Below are 19,173 nucleotides of genomic sequence, written 5' to 3'. Positions count from 1 at the left end.
ATAGCATTCTCGTTTCTTTTCAGGGAGGCCTCATGGCATTCTATTTTTACAAGCGCCCGATATCTCGCCGACTTGAATTCACGCTGTTAGTTTTTTTCTTGTTCAGTGCCATGGCACATGCTGATGTCGCCCAATCACCATTGTTTTTGACCAGTTCTGTCAAGCCCAATGTGATGCTGATGCTGGATAACTCGATGTCCATGGCGGAAGCCCTGACGATCAATGCCTCGGGCTCTGATTACAACCCGGTGACGACTTATCCTACGGGTGCCAACTGCGATGCCAATTCGCTGCCCAATTCAACCACCGGCACACAAGTTGATACCTCTTTGAATACCAGAACTAAATGCCAGAATGCGGGCGGGTCTTGGAATAACAGTAGAGGCCGTTGCACGGTGACGGTGACTAACCCGGTAACCTATGGCACCACCATACCCAGCAACTTTTTCGGCTATAAGTCAGGCAATACCATCGGAACCAAATGTTTTGCGTCTAATATTGCCTATACCACCAATCTTACTTTGCCTTCTAATGTTACCACCACTGCCCAGCGCGCGAATTATCTGAATTGGTATTACGGCAACGAAATCGCCAAAGCCGGCACTACATCCACCCGCTTACAAGTTGCCAAAAACGCCGCGAATTTCCTGGTGGATTCATTAACCAGTGATACGCGTATCGGATTCACGACTTTCAATGTCGATAACGGCGGAACGCTGTGGGAAGCGGTTGATGATTTGGGTACCACAAAGAAGGCCAATATCAAAAACCGTATCAATGCAACCAGTGCAAATGCGCACACGCCGCTGGCTGAAACCATGGCGGATATTGGCAACTACTTTGCCACCGGTAGTAATAATGTAGTTTTGAGGGCCGGTACCAGTAATGCGTCCACGGTAAGCAAGAATAGTGTTCTGCCGAGTGCTTTAGGCAACAGTACCGGTTGGTCGGGACGCACCGCAATTGCTAGCGAAGCCACATATTCCAGTAGTCCAATTCAGTATAGCTGCCAGCGGAATTTCGCTGTGCTGATTACTGACGGTTTGCCTTCATCGGATCGTGATATTGCAACCAATAGTTATCTCAAGGACTATGACGGGGACTGTTCAGGCAATTTTAGCAACAGTTGTACGACCTACGACATGAAAAAAGCATACCCTTACCCTGGTGGTAATGGTGCGACACCTAACTTGTCAGTTAACAATGCCGGCAATAATTCCAGTGATTATCTCGACGATGTGACCCAAGCCTTGTTCGACATGGATTTACGGCCAGATTTGCGCAATGAGAATGAATCGAATAAGGCCAAGAATAATTTGACCACATTTATCGTCGGCTTTGCAGACGATGCTATCAATCCTAACATACCCGGAGTAAACCCGCTGCCTAGGGATGCTGCATTGCACGGCGGTGGCAAATTTTATTTTGCCGGCAACGAAGCCGAATTGAGCGCTAGCTTGGTCAGCGCTTTTAACTTTATTACCGAACAGGCCAGCGCTTCATCTTCGGTTGCCACCAATTCCACTCAATTTCAGACCGATACTTTGATTTACCAAGCAGTATTTGACAGCGGCGATTGGAGCGGTAACTTACAGGCATTCAGGCTTCTCAGTGAGGACATTAATGGCGATAAAGTGCTTGATCCGGGGGAAGATACCAATGGCAATGGAAAACTTGATGCCGGAGCGATTGGGCAAAAAACATGGAGTGCGAACGCGCTGATACCAAGCCCAGCCGATCGAGACATTTTTTCTTATAACCCTTCAGCCACCACAAGCAAGGGCATTCCCTTTGTTTGGAGCAGCCTTAATGCCAGTCAGCAGAATATTCTGGGCAGCCAAGATGTAGTCGACTATTTGAGAGGCGTTCAAACCCTAGAGCAGAGCAATGGAGGTAGCTTCAGAAACCGCAGCAGTATCTTAGGGGATATCGTCAATTCCGATCCTCTTTTTGTGGGTCGGGACGATGCCGGATATGCCTCTCTGCCGGGTAGCGAAGGTTCAAGCTATGGTGGCTTCGCAAGTACCATTCGCCGCCAAATGATCTATGTCGGTGCTAATGATGGCATGTTGCACGGCTTTGATGCCAGCACTGGCGTCGATGGTGGTAAAGAGATCTTTGCTTATGTTCCCAATGCCGTGATAAGCAGCAAATTGGTGACGCTAAGTGATCCCTCCTATAGCCATCATTATTTCGTTGACGGCTCAGCCCAAAGCGGCGATGTGTTCTATGAGGGCGCATGGCATACCGTATTAGTGGGTAGTTTGGGGGGCGGCGGCAAATGAGTGTTTGCACTCGACGTAACCGATCCTGACGCATTCGGTGCCGATAAAGTACTTTGGGAGTTTGCCAGCAGCAACGATGCCGATATGGGGTACACGCTACCCCAGGTCAACGTGGTGCGTATGGCTAACGGTCAATGGGCTGCGGTTGTTGCTAACGGTTATAACAGCTTAGCCGGCAAGGCCGTGCTATTTATCATCAATATTGAAACGGGAGCCTTGATTAAGAAAATAGAAGCGGAAACCGCAAGTGGGATTAATGGATTATCTAGTCCGATTGCTGTCGATAGCGATAACGACAAAATAGTGGATTATATTTATGCCGGTGATTTGAACGGTAATTTGTGGAAATTCGATGTCAGCAGTAGTGACACCGCCAACTGGGGAGTCGCATACTCGGGTTCTCCTCTGTTCGTCGCAACGGATAGTCTTGCCGCGACGCAGCCAATTACCGCCAAGCCAGCAGCGGGCAAGGCAACCGCCACAGGGCAGACCAGTGGTGTGATGCTTTATTTCGGTACGGGAAAATATTTCGAGACGGATGATAATCTGGTTCCGACCGTGCCGCAGGTACAAAGCTTTTATGCCATATGGGATCAGTGCGATAAAACCAGTGCAGCCGGCTGTAACGGTGTGGTATCAGGTCGATCATCGCTCCAACAACAAAGCATTATTGCCGAAACCAGTGGCGGCAACACCTTACTAGCCGACGGCTCCAGCGCTAACGGCGATGTACGCATCAGCTCAGATTGCGAAGTTGCTTATGGCTCTACGTTGCCAACGACAACCACCACACCCTGCACCAATAACATTAATAGGCGCGGTTGGTTTGTCGATTTGATTTCCCCGGTTTATGGATTGCAAGGCGAAAAGGTCGTAAGCATGCCCATATTGCGGCATGGTGTTGTGATATTTCCAACTTTGATTCCAAATACCAATGTTTGCACCGCTGGCGGTACGAGTTGGCTGATGGAATTGGATCAGTTTTCCGGAGCACGCCTATCAGGCACACCTATCGATTTAAATAATGACGGCAAAGTCGATGACAACGACATGGTGATGATAAATGGCGTCGCCGTTGCCGCTTCCGGAGTCAAATCCCAGGTTGGTATTATCGACACGCCGGCCGTGATCAACTGTGAAAATGGTATAGATTGCAAATACACCAGCGGCAGTAGCGCCAATCTATGGCTGGTCAAGGAAAAAGCGCCTGAAAGCGTAGCCCCAACACTGCTTCCAGCCAGACGACAATCCTGGCGTCAACTTTTATGATACTGCTATCTTTAATAAGAACAGGTTACACCCATAATGAATAAACAACAGGCATTCACCTTAGTTGAATTGATGGTTACCGTGGCGATTGTCGGTATTCTTGTCTCTATCGCCCTTCCAAGCTACCAAGAACATGTCAGGAAATCACGCCGAGCCGATGCAGAAGGGGCATTAATGGGCTTGGCAAATGCGATGGAAAGGCACTTTACGGAGTCCAATAGTTACTGCGATGCCGGAGGAACGGATGGTGCTAATAGTTGTGGAGCAGCAGGCACCAATGATACAGGCTCTCCGTCTATCTATCATTCACAGAGCCCCACATCAGGGAACGCTGTTTATAGTTTGACCATCAGCGCGGTCACTGCAAATACCTACGCACTGTCGGCCACGCCAACCGGCGCGCAGGCTAATGACAAATGCGGAACGTTGACGCTTACTAATACTGGGGTAAAAGGTGTGTCCGCAGCAACCGTAGCGGAATGCTGGTAACCCAGATGGTAAACATTCAGCTTTAAAAGTGCCTTTAAATCAGAGGTACTTGCAAAATTATGAAATTTTACGCAAAAACCACTAGATATAGTGGTTTTTAAAATTAATTGGCCACTAATAGTGGTATTTTGCAAGTTCCTCATCAGTTTGTTATTTCTACTTTGTCAGATTAGGTATTTATCTCTATCGTAAGAGAACAACGCTGGTTTTTAATCAACTTGCCAGCGATCCTTCGTTGCGGGGTGGTATGCGTCTTGATGACTAGGCCAAATAAGAAAATGACAATCAAGGCAACATGCGGCGGTTCTGGTATTGCGGACGACGATTCCGTCATGCCCATAAAAGGATAGTAATTGACTTGGCCCGTGTATTCGCCTGGCTTGCTGCTCAACGAGTTAACGATCAAATTGCCATCTATGTGGCCATTGTAAAAAATCATGTCGGCCAGCGGCGCCAAGATACTGCCTTTAATGCCTATGGCATAGGCTTCCAAAACTTCCGCCTCGATGAAGTTAAACAGAATGTTCTGCGTCAGCAAACCATCGTGACGCTTGGGCGGCGCATTGTCTGGAATGCGTCCGTCATCGTCATTCACAGGAACGCCATCCTCTTGTCGGTAAAAGCCGAATCCTTGCATCGTGACGTTTTTGCCGGTGACATTGATTAAGGCTCGCGCAGAGTCGGGTATGTCTAATAGAAATTTTGTCGTGCTTCCCAATTGTTCGGCGGAAATCGAAAAAATATTCAGGGTTGGATCGTCGCCGGCCAAGGTTAAACCACCCCAACTTTCAAAATCGACCAAACCATTAACGCTCAAATTACCCCATAGCCTGGATTTATCGGCGAGTTCCCCTCCAATTTGGCTAAAATCGATGGGATTTCCTGCAATATAGTTTCCGTTGAGTCTGTTAATCTGGTCTTCACTATAAAAGCCCACGCGTTCAATGGTGGCAGTCCCCCCGCTTCGGGCATTACCGTTATAGACACGCCCGTCGCTGAAATTCAACGCACCGCCAACAATTAGGTCATCCCGATAACCTTGAGAGTTGCCGAGTTCCATGCCGATCGCATAATGCTGCAGGTTGAGGTTGCCGCCAACCGCAAGACGGCCTTCCACATCGGAATGGCTTGCTGTCATATCATTAAGTACGAAGGCGTTAAATTGGCCCGCTAACCCCAGGTCTAATGACATCGCGCTTGTTGGCAAGGTAAACAGAAAAATCCATGTCAGAAAAGTAAATCGAGCAATTTTTTTGTCCAGTAGTCGCATCGAGAGCCTAATTTTTTAGAAGTCAAATTAACAGCTATAAGTCGTCCGCGTATACAAGCAATCATCAGGCCAAATATTTCACATTCCTTATCATGTTGAATTTCAAGCCAATAAACACCTAGTATTGGGAAAAGAGTTGCTGAAAACGTGACATAAACGGCAGCTGATGGCATGAAATGACAGTCTAAAGCAGTAATAGCTTTCCAAGCATATATTCGACTGATTTCTGAATCTTCAATGACGGCTTAAGATATCAACACTGCCGGTGATTTTGTTGATGCAGCTGTCGGCTTATGGCCGATTCCGAGCATTCGATTCCTAAAAAATCCATTGGTGCCAAAGGCAGTTTTTGTTTGGAGCGTCAGACTGGTTTCAATTCGGAATCGGCTGGGATTCGTTGAAATACCCACATATTTGTCTAACTCCAAATTCAAACAATCAATTGCCCTTGAGTCGCCGCCAAATTGATCGTCACCACCGTACCGGAATTGAATGCCAAGTAGTCGGTTTCGATACCGTCCGAGAAGATCACACCGTTTTCAGGCATCTGCGATTCCAGCTTGAGCGGCGTGTCGGGTGTGATAGAGCCGAAAACCAAGCTGGTGCCGGTAGTCCGACTCGGAAACGGTTCGCGAACGGTAAATTGCAGACGTTGTTCATGCCAAGCAAAACCATCTTTCAGCGGATGGGACTCGCTGCCGGAAACTCCTAATGCCCCAGCCAAGATCGACTGAAACCAGCCAGTTGAGCCAAAACCCGTAGAAATGATAATACCGGATGATGATTGAGTTTCCTGGCGGCCATTCCACGACAGCAGATACCGGGCGGATGTATGGCTTTGCGGTCCAACAAACAGATCATTGACTGCCAGCATGCGTTGACCATCATTGGTTTTTGCCTCGGCAAAGGCTATGGTTTTGCAAGCCGACTTGCCGGCTATGGTACGTGTCACCACTGACAGCAAATCCCCGATTTCGAAAGGCAGCAGCTTGCCGTCCCAGCGGCCAGGATCGGGGTTGATCGCAATGACCGGCTGACCTTCGAGATATTTCAGGGTATTGGCCACCAGCCCATCCTGGCCGATGGTGACCACGATATCGGCGGGTCCAAACTGGTAATTGGGCAGTAGCCGCCGCTCCAGCAGCTGAAATCGGCCCAGCGCTTTCAGCGTCCGTTCGGCCTCTTGCAAACGCCGCTGATAGAGATCGTGCTCATCCAGATAATCCTGGACATCGACCTGGTTGTGTTCCAGGTAAAACCGAGCTTGCGGCCAGGTGTTGAAACGCTCTATTAACTCCTGCAGCCGCGTCTTGCGTACCACCAGAATAAAGCGGTATTGATAATTCTCACTCATGACCGCGCCGATTTTTTCATGATTTGACCGAACAAATCCGGCGTGATGGTCAATTCACCGATCTTGCCGGCATTCTGAGCTAGGGATTCAAAGGCCATGGCCATGAGTTGCTCAGGTTCCATTTTGGCGAGCGCCATCGCCCTGAGATTTTCCACCGGCAGCTCCCTGAATGCCTTCATGCGTTCCGTAATGGCATAGGCTTCCGCATCCGCTTGCTGGCGGCTGTTTTCGCTGTTCAGAGCGACCAATTCTTTGCGTTGTGTTTCGGCGGCAATCTCGGCCTGCAAACGCTCGCGTTCAGTTTCGACTTTTCCGCGTTGAATGGTTCGCTCGTTGAGGATCCGTGATTCTGCAATTTCCTGTTCTTTTTGTTGCACCGATAACTCGGTTTGCAGTTCAGCCTCTTTGATCGTGCGTTCCTGTTCGACTGCGGATTTACGGCGATCATAGATGGCGTCATCCGCCTCCTTCAGAATCGCTTCCCTGGCCTCCGCCTCCAGGGCGCGAGCCGTCTCTGGCGTCGGCTGCACGGCGCTGATCGAAACATCCAGCAAATCGATGCCCAATGCCGCCAACGGGGAATCCCCGGCAAGCTGTTCTCGGAGCAAGGCAACTAACGTCTGACCCAGTTTCAATGCATCTCGTAGTCCGGTGACTTGTACTTTGTTCTGCACAATCGATTGCACGATACGAATGACCCTATCCGACAATTTCAGTGGATCTTCCGAGACATACGTCAGACCGTCGTTTTTCAGACTGTAATTCAGCATCTCGGCCATTCTTTCCGGTTCAGTCACCCGATATGTCACCTGGCCTTGCACGGTCACCGACTGAAAGTCTGCCGTCAAAAGCTTAAAAATGAATGGAGCTTCCTGAGCACTGACCGGTACTGCGGCGATCGAGGCCGTGGCAGCATTGTAGAAAAAGCTCAAGCCTTTGCCTTTTTTTCGGGCTTTACCGTTAACGGTTTTGATAACAAACGTTGATGAGTCCGCTTTGAAATATTGAATGCCTAACATGGTATTTCTCCTGTTTGTGTCGAAAAGTCACTTAATAAAAATAGTGACTAAAAGACATTAAATTGTCAAGCACGAAAGTGACAAAAAGACACCAATTTTGTGATAATGCTTACTGCCTCAAAATTTGCCATCAAATGGTCAGAGAGACCTACCGCTACCATGGATGAAAAACAGTTTTTAGCTGAATACGATAAACGCCAATATGCAAGCCCACTGCTGACTGTCGATGCTGTGCTGTTTACCTATCATGAAGAAAACCTGAAAGTATTATTGGTCCAGCGCTCGAACCACCCCGACCGGGGCAAATGGGGTTTGCCGGGCGGTTTCGTCGACTTGGAGCGGGACAAGACCCTGGAAGAGACGGTGTTACGCAAACTCAAGGAGAAGACCGGTATCGATCCGCCCTATCTGGAGCAGTTGCAAAGCATTGGCAATGCCGGGCGGGACAAGCGAGGCTGGTCGGTAACGGCTGTCTATACTGCATTGATGGCGTATCAGGACTGCGAAGCCCACATCGACACGGTGGCCGATGCGCAATGGCTTTCTCTGGATGTGGTCAACAATATGGAGTTAGCCTTCGATCATCTGGCCATCATTAAACTGGCACGGGAACGTATGCGGCAAAAGGCACTGTATTCGATCGTACCGGCCTATGCATTACCGGAAACATTCACACTACCGGAACTCCAACACCTGCACGAAATTTTGATAGGAAAACCGTTGCAGAAAAAATCTTTCCGTCGCCGTATCGAACAGGCGGAACTATTGATCGATACCGGCGAAAAACGCTCGGAGGGCGGCCGGCCGGCCGTTCTGTATCGGATGAAACAGGGCTCAGGTGCTTATACCTTCGTGCGCAATTTGGAGGATTGAATGCATGCATGTCGTTCCTGAAAAAATTGCTCATTGCTATAGGCCTAACAAGCCCGCGTAGCTCCGATTAGCGAAGCGTAATCGGAGGAACGAAAGCCTTACATCCGTGCGATTAGCAACGCGTAATCGTATTAAAATGGCTACACCCTATGCCTGCTTTTGGCTGGACATTTGCCATTGGGACTTTTGTTTCGTCTGACGGGTATTGGCCGATACTGTGAGTTCGTCTTACTCGATAGCTGACGTTTAATCAAGGTGCAAACCGAAGGAGCAAATCTGTTTAGGGTTGTCCGAAGCCTGCCCACCATGGTTTGTGGTCCCAAGGTTATAATCAAATGATGAGCAGGCATCCGATAAACCTTAACAATTGGGGACTATGATGCTCTCTGGTTTATCGGTGAAAAGATTGTCATTTAGTCATCTCAACCGATGAATTTGTTATTGGCATCAATCACCTTGCAATATCGCTGCACCGCATCCCGAATTTTTCCCAACCGATCGAGCTGTTGCCGGATATGAGCAAACTCGGTTTCCAGTTCTTCGACTAATTCCGTCTCCCAGGCGGGTTCGTTCTTCAGCAGGTTACCGAGCGGATAACGATAGCCTCGGCCTTTCTTAACGTACTGCGCAATGGGCCTGGTTTGACCGTTTTGCCGTAACGTGGCCATGCGGTACCACTCAATGCTGAAAGCGCGTTGACTTTCCCGGCAGCGGATGCGGACGCCAATTCGGCCTGATTCGCTTTTGCTGTGTTTCTGGCGTTGACTTTTCATTTGGCGCCAATAATCGTCGACCAATACTTTGGCTTGGGCCTGGAGATGGTCACACCGGGTTTCGATCCAATGCATCAGGTCTTGTTCAGTAAGATTGAGCTGACTGTTGACAGGTTGTTCGCTGGACATGAATTTTCCTATTACTTAACTGTAGGGATAGACATGGACAATGCCTAACGGGATTTTCTGTTCATTGCGAGCCTTGGAAAGCGCCTTAGCGCATAGGTTTTGCACATTGAGTGCCTACCGAAGTAGGCATGCCACTGTCATTTTCTGGATGGTTTATTTAGGCATTGCATTGGCAAAACCGCGTCATTCATGCCTATCTAGGAAATAACTTCGGCTTTGAGGCCGATTACCGTTGCCACGTTTGCCTACCAGCGTAGGTAAAGCGAAAGTCCATTTCCTATTGGGATTTGCGGGCCATCGTTCGTTCGCAATAACGCCGGCATTTTAGGCAACCGATATGGGATGCCGATTGCAGTTGACGCCGAATTTGCGATCGTCTGCCGTTACGGTCGTATTCTGCGATAGTTTTTCGAACCATCTTGCAGCTGATGGCGTTTTCGTCGTCAGCTGCAAAAGTCGCTGGGAAGATCTGACGGACAATGGCGCGATGAATCGAAACGCCATTTCTTTACCGATCATCATGAGTTTGTGTCTCAGAGCCTCTCTGGCGATGGGTAAGGACGACGCGCCCGAGGTTTCCTATTTCGCCGACAAACAGCGAGGCTGGTTTTGGTATGAGGTGTTGCCGGAGCCGGTTAAAAATTCCCAAACCGAAATTCAAGCCGATCAAGACAAACCCAAGTCTGACATCAAACCGTCCAGTGATGTTGAGGCTGAAATCGAACCCAAAACACAAGCCAAGCCCTCTGCAGAACATCAACCGCTGTCCTCCGCCTGGTTGAAGCAAAACCTGGAGCATTACCTGAACCAGGCCATCGACGATCCCAGTCCCGAGAATGTGGCAGCGTTTTATTACCTGCAGCGGGTGATGATGGACAAAGCCGAACGCTTTACCAACGCCGCTCGTTACGTGGTGATGTCCGATCCACAATTGGATGAAACCGTGCGCCGTCCGGTAGCGACTTATGCGGCCAATGAAGCCAATCATCAGGCCAACGTGGTGGCCGAACGCGCCCTGAAAGCGATTGCATCCCAAGCAGGTATTTTGTTTTTCTTCCGGTCCGATTGCCCTTATTGCCATGTGCAGGCGCCGATTTTAGCGATGCTGGAAAACGCTTATGGATTCAAGATTTAGGCTCTTCCGTATTTTGCGGAGAAACCACTACATGTAGTGCTATAGTCTTTGCCTGCCACAGTGAGTTTTGCTAAGGTCGACAATTTAACGCTGGAGTATCGTGATGACACAGTCGCTACTTCAAATACCGCTGGATATACCTGATGTTTGTATCGAAAAAGTTGAAACCACCGCCAAAGGCGAGTTCATCATCACGGTCAGTAGTACGTTAACCAGTGCAACCTGCCATCAATGCGGCCAGAGGATCGATAAGTTTTATGGCTATGGCAGAGAAATCACCTTGCGTCATTTGTCGATTTTCGATCGGCCGGTTTGGATCAAGCTAACCCCCAAGCGCTATCGATGCCCTGACTGCCCCAAAGGTCCGACGACCACGCAACAATGTGGCTGGTATAACTGGAAAAGCCCCCATACCAAAGCGTATGAGCAGTGGATATTGCGTGAATTGATCAACAGCAGCGTGACCGACATGGACGTGAAGCACGGCATCAGCGCCGAAGCGGCGGAAGGGATTATCAATCGGCACGTGGCCCAACAAGTTGATTGGTCTGCCATCCAAGGCATTCGCTTGCTGGGACTGGATGAAATCGCTTTGAAAAAAGGGCATCAAGATTTTGTGGTCATCGTGTCGGCTATCGATACCGAGGACCATAAGCGGATTCTGGCGGTGCTGCCCGACCGCAAAAAAGAAACGGTTAAAGCCTTTTTGCAGAATATTCCCGAGGCACAGCAACACGCGTTACAACGCGTCTGCGTGGACATGTATGAAGGGTATCGCAACGCCGTCTATGAGACATTGCCCGGCGTCGAGGTGGTGGTTGATCGCTTCCATGTCGCCAAGCATTATCGAGACGGCGCCGACCAGGTCCGCAAGGCGGAAATGAAAAAACTCAAGAATACCCTGTCTGCCGAGGATTATGCCAAGCTGAAAGGCGCGATGTGGGCTTTTCGGAAGCGCTGGATGGAACTCTCTGCCGATCAGCAAACCGTTTTGCTTTTTCTATTCCAGCAAGCCCCCATTTTGCGAGAAGTCTATATCCAACGGGAGCTTTTGACGGGTATTTTTGAGCGCCGACTCAATAAGGCTGAGGCCGAAAAAGCCTTGGATCGCTGGATGGAGCATATCAAAGTCTTGAAGTTGAAGGGCTTTGATGCGTTTGTCAAAACCTATCAAAACTGGCGAAATGAAATCACCAACTATTTCATTCGCCGGGAAACCAGTGGCTTTGTTGAAGGGCTTAACAACAAAATCAAAAGCATCAAACGACGCTGCTTTGGCATTTACAATACCGTCCGCCTGTTTCAGCATATCTGGCTTGATATCGAAGGGAGACGGTTGTTCGGTTATGCATAACCCTATATGTCGGGGCTACTCCGCGAAATACGGAAGAGCCAAGATTTATCCCGTGTCGCTGGATGGTTTACCGATGCCGAACGGCTTTTTCAGTCAGTTCAAACGTGATAACGGTCAGGCTGCAATGTTGGGGGTTGAACAGACACCGGCACTGTTTCTGATGAAACCGCCCAAGCAAATCGTACCGTTGGCGCAAGGCGCCTTGTCGTTAGAGGAAGTTACCGGACGGATTCTGCTGGCCGCCAAGGAAGTGGGATGGATCGATGCCACGCAATATCAAACCACTCAGGGCATTCGTAATACGCCGATGGTGTTGCCGGCCGCCGGTAGCATCAGTCCTGCGGTTACTCAAGATCCACTGTCACTGATCCAGGCACTGCAACGCAGTGCGCAAATGGGGAGTACACCATGATTTCGTTTTCATTTCGATTTCGCTACCAATATCGCCAGGTATTAGTTTTGATTCTGTTGGTTGAGAGTGTCGTTCCAGCCTATGCCGACCTGCAACAGGAAATGGACAGCATGTTCGGCACCATGACCAATTTCACGACCCCAACAGCGCATTTGGGCCAACGCCGCGGCGTGATTACCGGCGGCAGCCTGGTGGCGCGCAATGGTATCACCAACACCAATCTAGTCTCGTTCGTGCCGCCTTCATTCAGCGCCGGCTGCGGTGGGATCGATTTGTTCGCCGGCAGCTTCAGTTTCATCAACTTCAACCAGTTCGTGCAATTGATGCGCAACGTGGCCGGCAATGCGGCGGGTTATGCATTCCAACTCGCCGTTGGCGCCATGTGTCCCTGGTGTGCGTCAGTGATGACCGATCTGCAAAAGAAAATCCAGGAGATGAACCAGATGTTCAGCAACTCCTGCCGATTGGCGCAAGGCTTGGTCAACGACACGGTCAAAGCCTTCGATCTGCAAAGCAAAACCAATCTGTCCAATGCCTCGTTTACCCAAGGCATTTCCGATGTGTTTTCCAGCTGGACCAATACCAGTACCTTAGGCGATCCGGTACAGCAAATCAAACAAAACGATCCCGCCGACATGACCAAGATCATCCAAGGCAATCTGGTCTGGCGGGCCTTGGTCAATCAAAACGCCGGCGGCTGGTTTCGCTTTGGCGGCAACAGTTTGCTGGAAGCGGCGATGAGTATTTCCGGCACGGTGATCGTCGATGCCCCGCAAGCCGCGCCCGACGGCAAAGGCGAGAACAATGCCATCAGCGCGCCGCCGCCAGTGTTGCGGATCAAGGATCTGATGTACGGCAACGATGCTGGCAACAGCTATCAAACTGTCAAGATGTACACCTGCAGTGATGGTCACGATGCCGATCAGTGTCTCAAACCCATTGTCCAGAACGTCAATCTGGTCGGCTTGAAGCAACGGGTGATGGACATCCTGTTGGGTTCGGCGAATACCGGCAACGGCTTGATCTACAAATTCTCGACCAACAGCGGCCAAATCACTGACAGTGAAAAAGCCTTCATGCAAACCGTGCCGGATGCCATCGGAGCAATGATTCATAACCTGGCGCGGGAAGACGCCGGCATTGCCAAGCTGTGGGCCGAAGAAGCGGCGCCGGTGATTGCCTTGGAATTGGCACAACTGATCGTCAACGATTTGCTGAATGCCGTGCATACCGCAGCGCACATGAACGATCATGCCTACGCCAAGTTGCTGATGGACGCCTTGAAGGATGCAAGGGAGCAAATCCAGGACGAATACGTCACCATCGCCGGTCGTTATGGTAATCCTCAAACCCTGATGGCGTTTTACCAGCAATTGATGACCGCCGTGAAGCCCAAACAATACGGCACCGTGGCGCAGTTGCCAGCTACCGGGGCGGCTTGGCCAAGTCCTTAAACGCCTATTCTCCCGTCACCCACTATGGTTTTCTCCCTCGTTGTTTAAAAGGCAGGTTGCCCATGTTTGAAATCTTCTCCGTGGGCGATTCCGCCTATTTGCAAGCCGTCCTCAATGCCATTGCGATGATTTCCGGGACGGGTGACTACCGCACCGCCGCAGCTGTTGGTGGCTTGATCGGTGTCATCATCGTCATGCTCAGAGCTTTGTTGCAATGGGATGGTCGTGGCATTCGTTATCAGGATTTATTGCTGGCTTATGTGTTGTGGCTGATGCTGTATGCGCCATCGGTGCGGGTGTCGATCGAGGATGCTTATACTGGCAGCGTGGTGGTGGTCGACAACGTACCGTTGGGTCCGGCAGTAGTCGGCAGCGTGATGTCGAATATGGGTTATCGGACTACACGGCTGTTCGAACAAGGCTTTGGCACACCGTCGATGACCGGCAATGGCTTTGCCGACAGCTTGCAGACCTTGACGGCAGTGAGGAAGAATCTGTTATCGAGGATCAACTTGGGCGCGGCCAACGTGCCGAATGCCGGCAGCGACATGGAAACCTCGTTTGCCAATTACGTGCGCGAATGTACCTTGACCGGTGTCGATCTGAATCAGAAATCAGTAGATGCCATTTTGCGCGATTCCGATCCGTTGAATGCGATCAGGTTTGATTCCGACATCTACATGACGCAAATCTATGTCGGCGGCCAACCGCAAACCAAAACCTGTACCGATGCCTGGGCGGATTTGAGTGTGGTAGCCAACGGTAAATTCGCGACGGCGCTGGAAGGGTTGTTGCAACCGAGCCTGGGCGTACCGGCGGTAGGCGATACGGTGCCGAAAGTCCAGGATGCCTTCGATGCGCTGGCAGGTCCGGGTGTGGTCGATGCCGCCGATTACATGCTGATGTCAGCCATCATGCCGATGTTCGAGAAAGGCGTGATCGGCCGGCATGAAGACGGTTTGCATTGGAATAAGGCGGCGATGGTGGAACAAGCCATTCAACAACGTAATACTCAATGGGCAGCAGAACAAACCCTGTTTGCCAAGATCGTTCGTCCGATGATGGCGTTTATCGAAGGTTTGAGTTATGCCATCGCTCCCATTATGGCCTTCGTGGTGATGCTGGGCAATGTCGGCATCCGGATGAATATCGGCTACTTCTCTATGCTGCTGTGGATCCAATTGTGGATGCCGATTCTGGCGGTGATCAATCTGTTCATCCAGATGTCGGCCATCGGCAAAATGGCGGCACTGACCACGGCCACCTACAACCTGCCGTCGATGATGGGGATTTACCAGTTGGACATGGAGTTACAGCAATGGTTGTCGATTGGCGGCATGCTGGCGGCATCGACGCCGGCCATTACCTTGATGCTGATTTATCGCGGTGCGGTGACGGCCACGCATTTCCTGGGACGGATGGACGGCGGCGATTACGTGAACGAGAAAATCGCCACGCCCGATGTGATCAGCCCGGCACCGGTCTTGAATGCTCAGGCGCAACATCAATACAGTCCACTTTCAGCAGTTACCCAAACCGGAGTCGATAAGGTGCTACCCACATTTACCGCCGGCAAGGATATGAGCGTCGCCGTTTCGTCGGCCTATTCCGCATCTGAGCAAGCCACCAGCAGCTTTATGCACAGCGTGTCGTCCACGGCCTCGAAGTCAGCCAGCATCACCAACGATGCCTTTGACAGCCGGTCGCTGGGCAATCAAATCGCCAGCAGTTCCAGTTATACCGATGCCTACAATCGCCAGTTCGGTGAAGCCTTTGCCAAGAAACATGCCGATACCGGCATATCCGCCGATCAGTTCTCGGCGTTGGTGGCCGGCAGTGCCAATGCCGGGGCCAAGCTGGGTAGCGACCAATTGAGCGGCGCGATCTCCGGCCGCTTGCAGAACGACTTCAAAGTCAGTCTAGACAAATCCGATGCCATTGCCGCCGACATCAGCCAAACGGTCAACGACAGCCAAGGCTATCAAGCCGGCTTAGCCAAAAGCCTGGCGATGGATGCACAAACCGGTACCCGAAACGTCGCGTCCATGGGGTTACAAAATCAATCGTTGTCCTCGTTGCAACACAGCGCAACCGAAGCGGTATCCGCCAACGAGTTCTATCAACAAACCCTATCGGCCCAACAACGCTTCGGAACACAAGCCAGTTTCGGCGCGGCGGAAACGGGATATAAAATCGCTCATGATCCCGGCTTGATGGAGCGTCTGGATCGCACGCTGGATCAATACGGCTTGCGAGGCGATACTCAACGGTTGGCTTCGCAATGGAAAGCGTCGGGTTGGATCAGCGATGCCGATCAAGCCTATGCCGCTGCCGGTATGTCATTATTGACCGGGTTTTCGTCTCCCAGTTACCGCACGCTGGATAATCAACAAGCTCACCAGGCGCAGATCTCGGGTTACCAACTGCTCGGTGATGCGTTCAATGCACCGCAAGCGGACCAAACCTGGAATGCCAACCGAAACGAATCCCTGAAAGCCAATGCACCGGAAACTGGCAAGGTTCAGACGACCGTCGAACACGCACAGCTGAAAGACCCAAGTGCAGAAACTGAATCTCTGGGTCAACGTGCCCAGGCCCAGATTCATTCAGCGACGGGGAAAGTTGCCAGCGGCGAAGCCCGTGTTGAAGCACAACATGATCGAAATCTGGCAGAGCGTGAACAAAATTCAAGCGAAGGCTTTGGTCAATTGGCGAATGTCAAGGCTGAGCACTTTAGGCAATCCATTACGGCAGCGGCCACTGACACGCCTTCGGCTGCAGAGTTGTCTTACAATTACATAGGCGGCGGGGTCTACAGTACTGCTAAAAACCTTGAGGCTATGGGTGCTGCAGGGCACGAGTACTTGAAGCAATTCAATAATAGTTACGATGAAGCGCTGTCAAAAGGCGCTGAAAAATGGGACGCCTTTAAACACGCGGCATCCCAGTCCTATCCTGGATTTGCTGAAGCGACGCAAGCCTGGGCTGATCAAAGAGTCAGTGAAGTTGCTGATAAACTGACATCGAGTCAACAAGCTTATTATCGTGCTGCTATGTTTGAAGCCTTTGATGGGATCGCTGTGAGTAGTGAGAGCATAGGTGGCTTGGGGGATGCGAGGCAGCGGATGATAAATGAAGAAGGCGAAAAGGATGGCAACAATATCGCGAAATTATTAAGAAGTGCTGCAGGGCAAAACAGACGGGATCTGATTGACCAGATAGGACAATATAATCGAGCCCGCGGGCTGATCAATTATTGAAACGTGGATTTCATTGGTTTTTTCGGGGTTAGGATAAAGGCAGCAACAAAACCACGAGCAATAATCATAAAGAAAAATAGAGCAACATAGCCAGCTACCGACGGATACTCATGGGCAATAAACATCGAAACTAGTACCATTGTCGCCCAATAATAGTTACTTTGATGAAAAAACTTGGCTGCCAGACGCTCAACTCCCTGAAATACCAATTCAGCCAATGTCATCGCAAGAAAAAACGCTGTTCCGAATCCGGCAAACAAACTGACGTTATCTGAGAGGTTTCCCCAGTCAGCAACGAACCATAGCGCTACGAGACATATCGTTATCGTTGCCAGTTTTTTAAGAACTGAGAAGGAAGGAATATCTGAGTATCTGGAATGGATAAATCGTTTAAAACCCGATGGGAACGATGCAAAAGTGTTTCCGCAAAAAGGACAAATCGATTTTGTTGGTTGCCCGTAATAGGTAATGACGCGCGGTACCATGATTCGATGGCATTCGGGACAATCGATAGTTGCATGATGGCCATTAAACATTGCGTGATTTGATCGAGTTTGAATCGATTGGCTGGGCCGTTTGAACCGATCTGACAGTGATGACTGTGAAGACATTGTATTCTCCATGCTTAAGCGGTTGGGCAATCCTATCGCGAATGAACTAACGTTCCAAGTCGGTTTTTAACTCAAAGCCATTTTTTAGGGCAAAGAAAAATGGCTTGCATAACGACTGGATCACTCGCCGACACTCGCCAGGATTTTGTTGATTACCGTAGCCGAAATCCGAAAATCCGATCGGTGGAAGACTTCAAAAGCCGCTCGAGCAGACGCAATCAAACCTTGTTTCTTGGCTAGGCCAATGACGGCGGCCGTACCGACGACCTGCAGTTGATATTCTTTGGCCACAGCCCGGCCGGCACGTTCGTCCATCATCAGCAAATAGTTTTCGGGTGACGATAGCGCGATGTTGATGCAATCCGTTTCACCAGCGTCCAGGTCGATATCCAAACGTGGTGTGATGGATTCATGCCATACCGTTAACCAACCTGAATCGAATGCATGGAACAGCGCTTGTTCACCCGGCGCCGATTTGCCGGGTAACACTTCCTGTTTCACCGATTCAGGTACGAAAACCTCGCCAAATAACTGGGGCAGCCAGATTAAACCCTCCACCAACGCCAGTCCGATCAATGGACTGGCATCGACAATGACGTTTTTGGTCATCCGCGATCAGGCTTGGTTGAGCCACTGGTCCAGAGTGTCCAAATCATCCTCGACTTCATCGGCCGTTTGATCGATGACGGAAATACCGAGGCGCGAGACGTGCGCAATAAAGTTTGCCAACGGCATATCGGCCAGTTTGGCGGAGCGAGCGAGGGATAAATTTCCGTCCTTGAACAAGGCTGTCGCCAAGGCTTTACGCACACCCGGCATTCCAATGATTTTGGCGGATTTGAGGCCGACCATTACAGCGTCCGGTTCATTTCGATTCATGACCAGAACCATATCCTCGTGAGCCATGCGTAGCGCTTCGCTAGGATTGTTCTTTAAACCGCTGACATTCACTGTTTTCATAGACTGATTACATAGGAAGATTGAATGGGTGGATTATAGTCCTCTGAACTGAAATGGGAGCATAAAGTTATCCCTGGATTATGAGCTAGCTGGGCAATGAATTGACTCCTACGCGACCGACAACGTTCTTTTTAGGATCAATTCTTAGGTGATCGTTCTGGTCTTAGGGATTTGGTTTAACACGCATATTTGGCAGACCTGCTGGTATTTACAGCCATGAATGATCAGATAGGGCGTATGACAGGTCGTACAGTAAGGTAATTCTGCGAGTCCGTCTCTCAGTGCTTCGGTGATAATCCAGGCTTCATCGAAATTTGCTGGCCGTATGCGGCCAAACGGTCGGCGTTCTTGGATATGGCTTGGATAGAAGGCACAAAATGTATCCCAGGCAAACACTAGGGCGTTTAGGTCCATTTCGGCCGAGATAGCACTTGAGCAAGCGCTTCGATAGATTGATGCAAATAGCGCCATGTAAAGAAACGACTCACGTGACTGTGGCATGGCTAGGATGCTAGGGACTAGGCCA

14 protein-coding genes and 1 pseudogene are annotated in these 19,173 nt (G+C 50.3%); 8 read left to right on the top strand and 7 right to left on the bottom strand.

What is annotated here, in order from left to right:
- The first annotated feature begins 32 nt into the window (after positions 1 to 32).
- A pseudogene (locus tag NM686_RS06815) lies at positions 33 to 3,554 on the top strand (PilC/PilY family type IV pilus protein).
- Between the two features lie 36 nt (positions 3,555 to 3,590).
- Entirely contained in the window at positions 3,591 to 4,043 is a 453-nt protein-coding gene (locus tag NM686_RS06810) for a type IV pilin protein (protein WP_269021786.1), read from the top strand.
- Between the two features lie 169 nt (positions 4,044 to 4,212).
- On the opposite strand, the gene NM686_RS06805 is transcribed toward NM686_RS06810, so the two are convergent.
- The 3 genes from NM686_RS06805 to NM686_RS06795 all read right to left on the bottom strand — a co-directional run bounded on the left by NM686_RS06805 (position 4,213) and on the right by NM686_RS06795 (position 7,686).
- Positions 4,213 to 5,313 (bottom strand): choice-of-anchor A family protein, encoded by a 1,101-nt coding sequence (locus NM686_RS06805; protein WP_255188272.1) that lies wholly within the window; start codon positions 5,311 to 5,313, stop codon positions 4,213 to 4,215.
- Between the two features lie 430 nt (positions 5,314 to 5,743).
- The gene (locus NM686_RS06800) at positions 5,744 to 6,667 is read right to left on the bottom strand and encodes a diacylglycerol kinase catalytic domain-containing protein (RefSeq protein WP_255187124.1); all 924 of its coding nucleotides are present in this window, start codon (positions 6,665 to 6,667) and stop codon (positions 5,744 to 5,746) included.
- Positions 6,664 to 7,686: an SPFH domain-containing protein gene (locus tag NM686_RS06795; RefSeq protein WP_255187123.1), complete on the bottom strand. Its 1,023-nt coding sequence runs from the start codon at positions 7,684 to 7,686 to the stop codon at positions 6,664 to 6,666. Before NM686_RS06795 ends, NM686_RS06800 begins: the two co-directional genes overlap by 4 nt.
- Before the next feature lie 159 nt (positions 7,687 to 7,845).
- Here NM686_RS06795 and NM686_RS06790 point away from each other — a divergent pair, with 159 nt between their 5' ends.
- The gene (locus NM686_RS06790) at positions 7,846 to 8,559 is read left to right on the top strand and encodes an NUDIX hydrolase (protein ID WP_255187122.1); all 714 of its coding nucleotides are present in this window, start codon (positions 7,846 to 7,848) and stop codon (positions 8,557 to 8,559) included.
- Positions 8,560 to 8,981: 422 nt separating this feature from the next.
- Here NM686_RS06790 and mobI read toward each other — a convergent pair whose 3' ends face one another.
- A complete protein-coding gene (gene mobI / locus NM686_RS06785) occupies positions 8,982 to 9,461 on the bottom strand; it encodes a conjugative transfer protein MobI(A/C) (RefSeq protein WP_255187121.1) in 480 nt (159 codons plus the stop codon).
- Between the two features lie 487 nt (positions 9,462 to 9,948).
- Between mobI and NM686_RS06780 the strand changes: the two genes are divergently transcribed.
- The 5 genes from NM686_RS06780 to NM686_RS06760 all read left to right on the top strand — a co-directional run bounded on the left by NM686_RS06780 (position 9,949) and on the right by NM686_RS06760 (position 17,076).
- Positions 9,949 to 10,596, top strand: a complete 648-nt coding sequence (locus tag NM686_RS06780) for a conjugal transfer protein TraF (RefSeq protein WP_255187120.1) — start codon at positions 9,949 to 9,951, stop codon at positions 10,594 to 10,596.
- A 103-nt stretch (positions 10,597 to 10,699) separates the two neighbouring features.
- Positions 10,700 to 11,950, top strand: a complete 1,251-nt coding sequence (locus NM686_RS06775; RefSeq protein ID WP_255187011.1) for an ISL3 family transposase — start codon at positions 10,700 to 10,702, stop codon at positions 11,948 to 11,950.
- A complete protein-coding gene (traF, locus tag NM686_RS06770; protein ID WP_255187119.1) occupies positions 11,943 to 12,362 on the top strand; it encodes a conjugal transfer protein TraF in 420 nt (139 codons plus the stop codon). The genes NM686_RS06775 and traF overlap by 8 nt, the downstream gene beginning before the upstream one ends.
- Positions 12,359 to 13,816 carry a conjugal transfer protein TraH gene (locus tag NM686_RS06765; RefSeq protein WP_255187118.1) on the top strand — a complete coding sequence of 486 codons (1,458 nt, stop codon included), beginning with the start codon at positions 12,359 to 12,361 and terminating at the stop codon, positions 13,814 to 13,816. The genes traF and NM686_RS06765 overlap by 4 nt, the downstream gene beginning before the upstream one ends.
- A gap of 62 nt (positions 13,817 to 13,878) precedes the next feature.
- Positions 13,879 to 17,076, top strand: a complete 3,198-nt coding sequence (locus tag NM686_RS06760) for a conjugal transfer protein TraG N-terminal domain-containing protein (protein ID WP_255187117.1) — start codon at positions 13,879 to 13,881, stop codon at positions 17,074 to 17,076.
- Here the strand turns inward: NM686_RS06760 and NM686_RS06755 are convergent.
- The 3 genes from NM686_RS06755 to NM686_RS06745 all read right to left on the bottom strand — a co-directional run bounded on the left by NM686_RS06755 (position 17,070) and on the right by NM686_RS06745 (position 18,647).
- Entirely contained in the window at positions 17,070 to 17,687 is a 618-nt protein-coding gene (locus NM686_RS06755; protein WP_255187116.1) for a hypothetical protein, read from the bottom strand. The genes NM686_RS06760 and NM686_RS06755 overlap by 7 nt on opposite strands.
- Positions 17,688 to 17,807: 120 nt before the next feature.
- A complete protein-coding gene (locus NM686_RS06750; RefSeq protein ID WP_255187115.1) occupies positions 17,808 to 18,296 on the bottom strand; it encodes a DUF3368 domain-containing protein in 489 nt (162 codons plus the stop codon).
- Between the two features lie 6 nt (positions 18,297 to 18,302).
- Complete coding sequence (locus NM686_RS06745; RefSeq protein WP_255187114.1) at positions 18,303 to 18,647, bottom strand: UPF0175 family protein; 345 nt, start codon at positions 18,645 to 18,647, stop codon at positions 18,303 to 18,305.
- Between the last annotated feature and the right edge of the window lie 526 nt (positions 18,648 to 19,173).

This window comes from Methylomonas rapida (assembly GCF_024360925.2).
GTDB lineage: Bacteria > Pseudomonadota > Gammaproteobacteria > Methylococcales > Methylomonadaceae > Methylomonas > Methylomonas rapida.
The sequence above is the reverse complement of the archived record's forward strand: the minus strand, read 5'-3'. Positions and strand labels throughout refer to the sequence as shown.

What these genes read in the sequence shown, in the direction of transcription:
- NM686_RS06810 (WP_269021786.1), top strand. Translation starts at nt 3,591, where the DNA reads ATGAATAAACAACAGGCATTCACCTTAGTTGAATTGATGGTTACCGTG.
- NM686_RS06805 (WP_255188272.1), bottom strand. Translation starts at nt 5,313, where the DNA reads ATGCGACTACTGGACAAAAAAATTGCTCGATTTACTTTTCTGACATGG.
- NM686_RS06800 (WP_255187124.1), bottom strand. Translation starts at nt 6,667, where the DNA reads ATGAGTGAGAATTATCAATACCGCTTTATTCTGGTGGTACGCAAGACG.
- NM686_RS06795 (WP_255187123.1), bottom strand. Translation starts at nt 7,686, where the DNA reads ATGTTAGGCATTCAATATTTCAAAGCGGACTCATCAACGTTTGTTATC.
- NM686_RS06790 (WP_255187122.1), top strand. Translation starts at nt 7,846, where the DNA reads ATGGATGAAAAACAGTTTTTAGCTGAATACGATAAACGCCAATATGCA.
- mobI (WP_255187121.1), bottom strand. Translation starts at nt 9,461, where the DNA reads ATGTCCAGCGAACAACCTGTCAACAGTCAGCTCAATCTTACTGAACAA.
- NM686_RS06780 (WP_255187120.1), top strand. Translation starts at nt 9,949, where the DNA reads ATGAATCGAAACGCCATTTCTTTACCGATCATCATGAGTTTGTGTCTC.
- NM686_RS06775 (WP_255187011.1), top strand. Translation starts at nt 10,700, where the DNA reads ATGACACAGTCGCTACTTCAAATACCGCTGGATATACCTGATGTTTGT.
- traF (WP_255187119.1), top strand. Translation starts at nt 11,943, where the DNA reads ATGCATAACCCTATATGTCGGGGCTACTCCGCGAAATACGGAAGAGCC.
- NM686_RS06765 (WP_255187118.1), top strand. Translation starts at nt 12,359, where the DNA reads ATGATTTCGTTTTCATTTCGATTTCGCTACCAATATCGCCAGGTATTA.
- NM686_RS06760 (WP_255187117.1), top strand. Translation starts at nt 13,879, where the DNA reads ATGTTTGAAATCTTCTCCGTGGGCGATTCCGCCTATTTGCAAGCCGTC.
- NM686_RS06755 (WP_255187116.1), bottom strand. Translation starts at nt 17,687, where the DNA reads ATGTCTTCACAGTCATCACTGTCAGATCGGTTCAAACGGCCCAGCCAA.
- NM686_RS06750 (WP_255187115.1), bottom strand. Translation starts at nt 18,296, where the DNA reads ATGACCAAAAACGTCATTGTCGATGCCAGTCCATTGATCGGACTGGCG.
- NM686_RS06745 (WP_255187114.1), bottom strand. Translation starts at nt 18,647, where the DNA reads ATGAAAACAGTGAATGTCAGCGGTTTAAAGAACAATCCTAGCGAAGCG.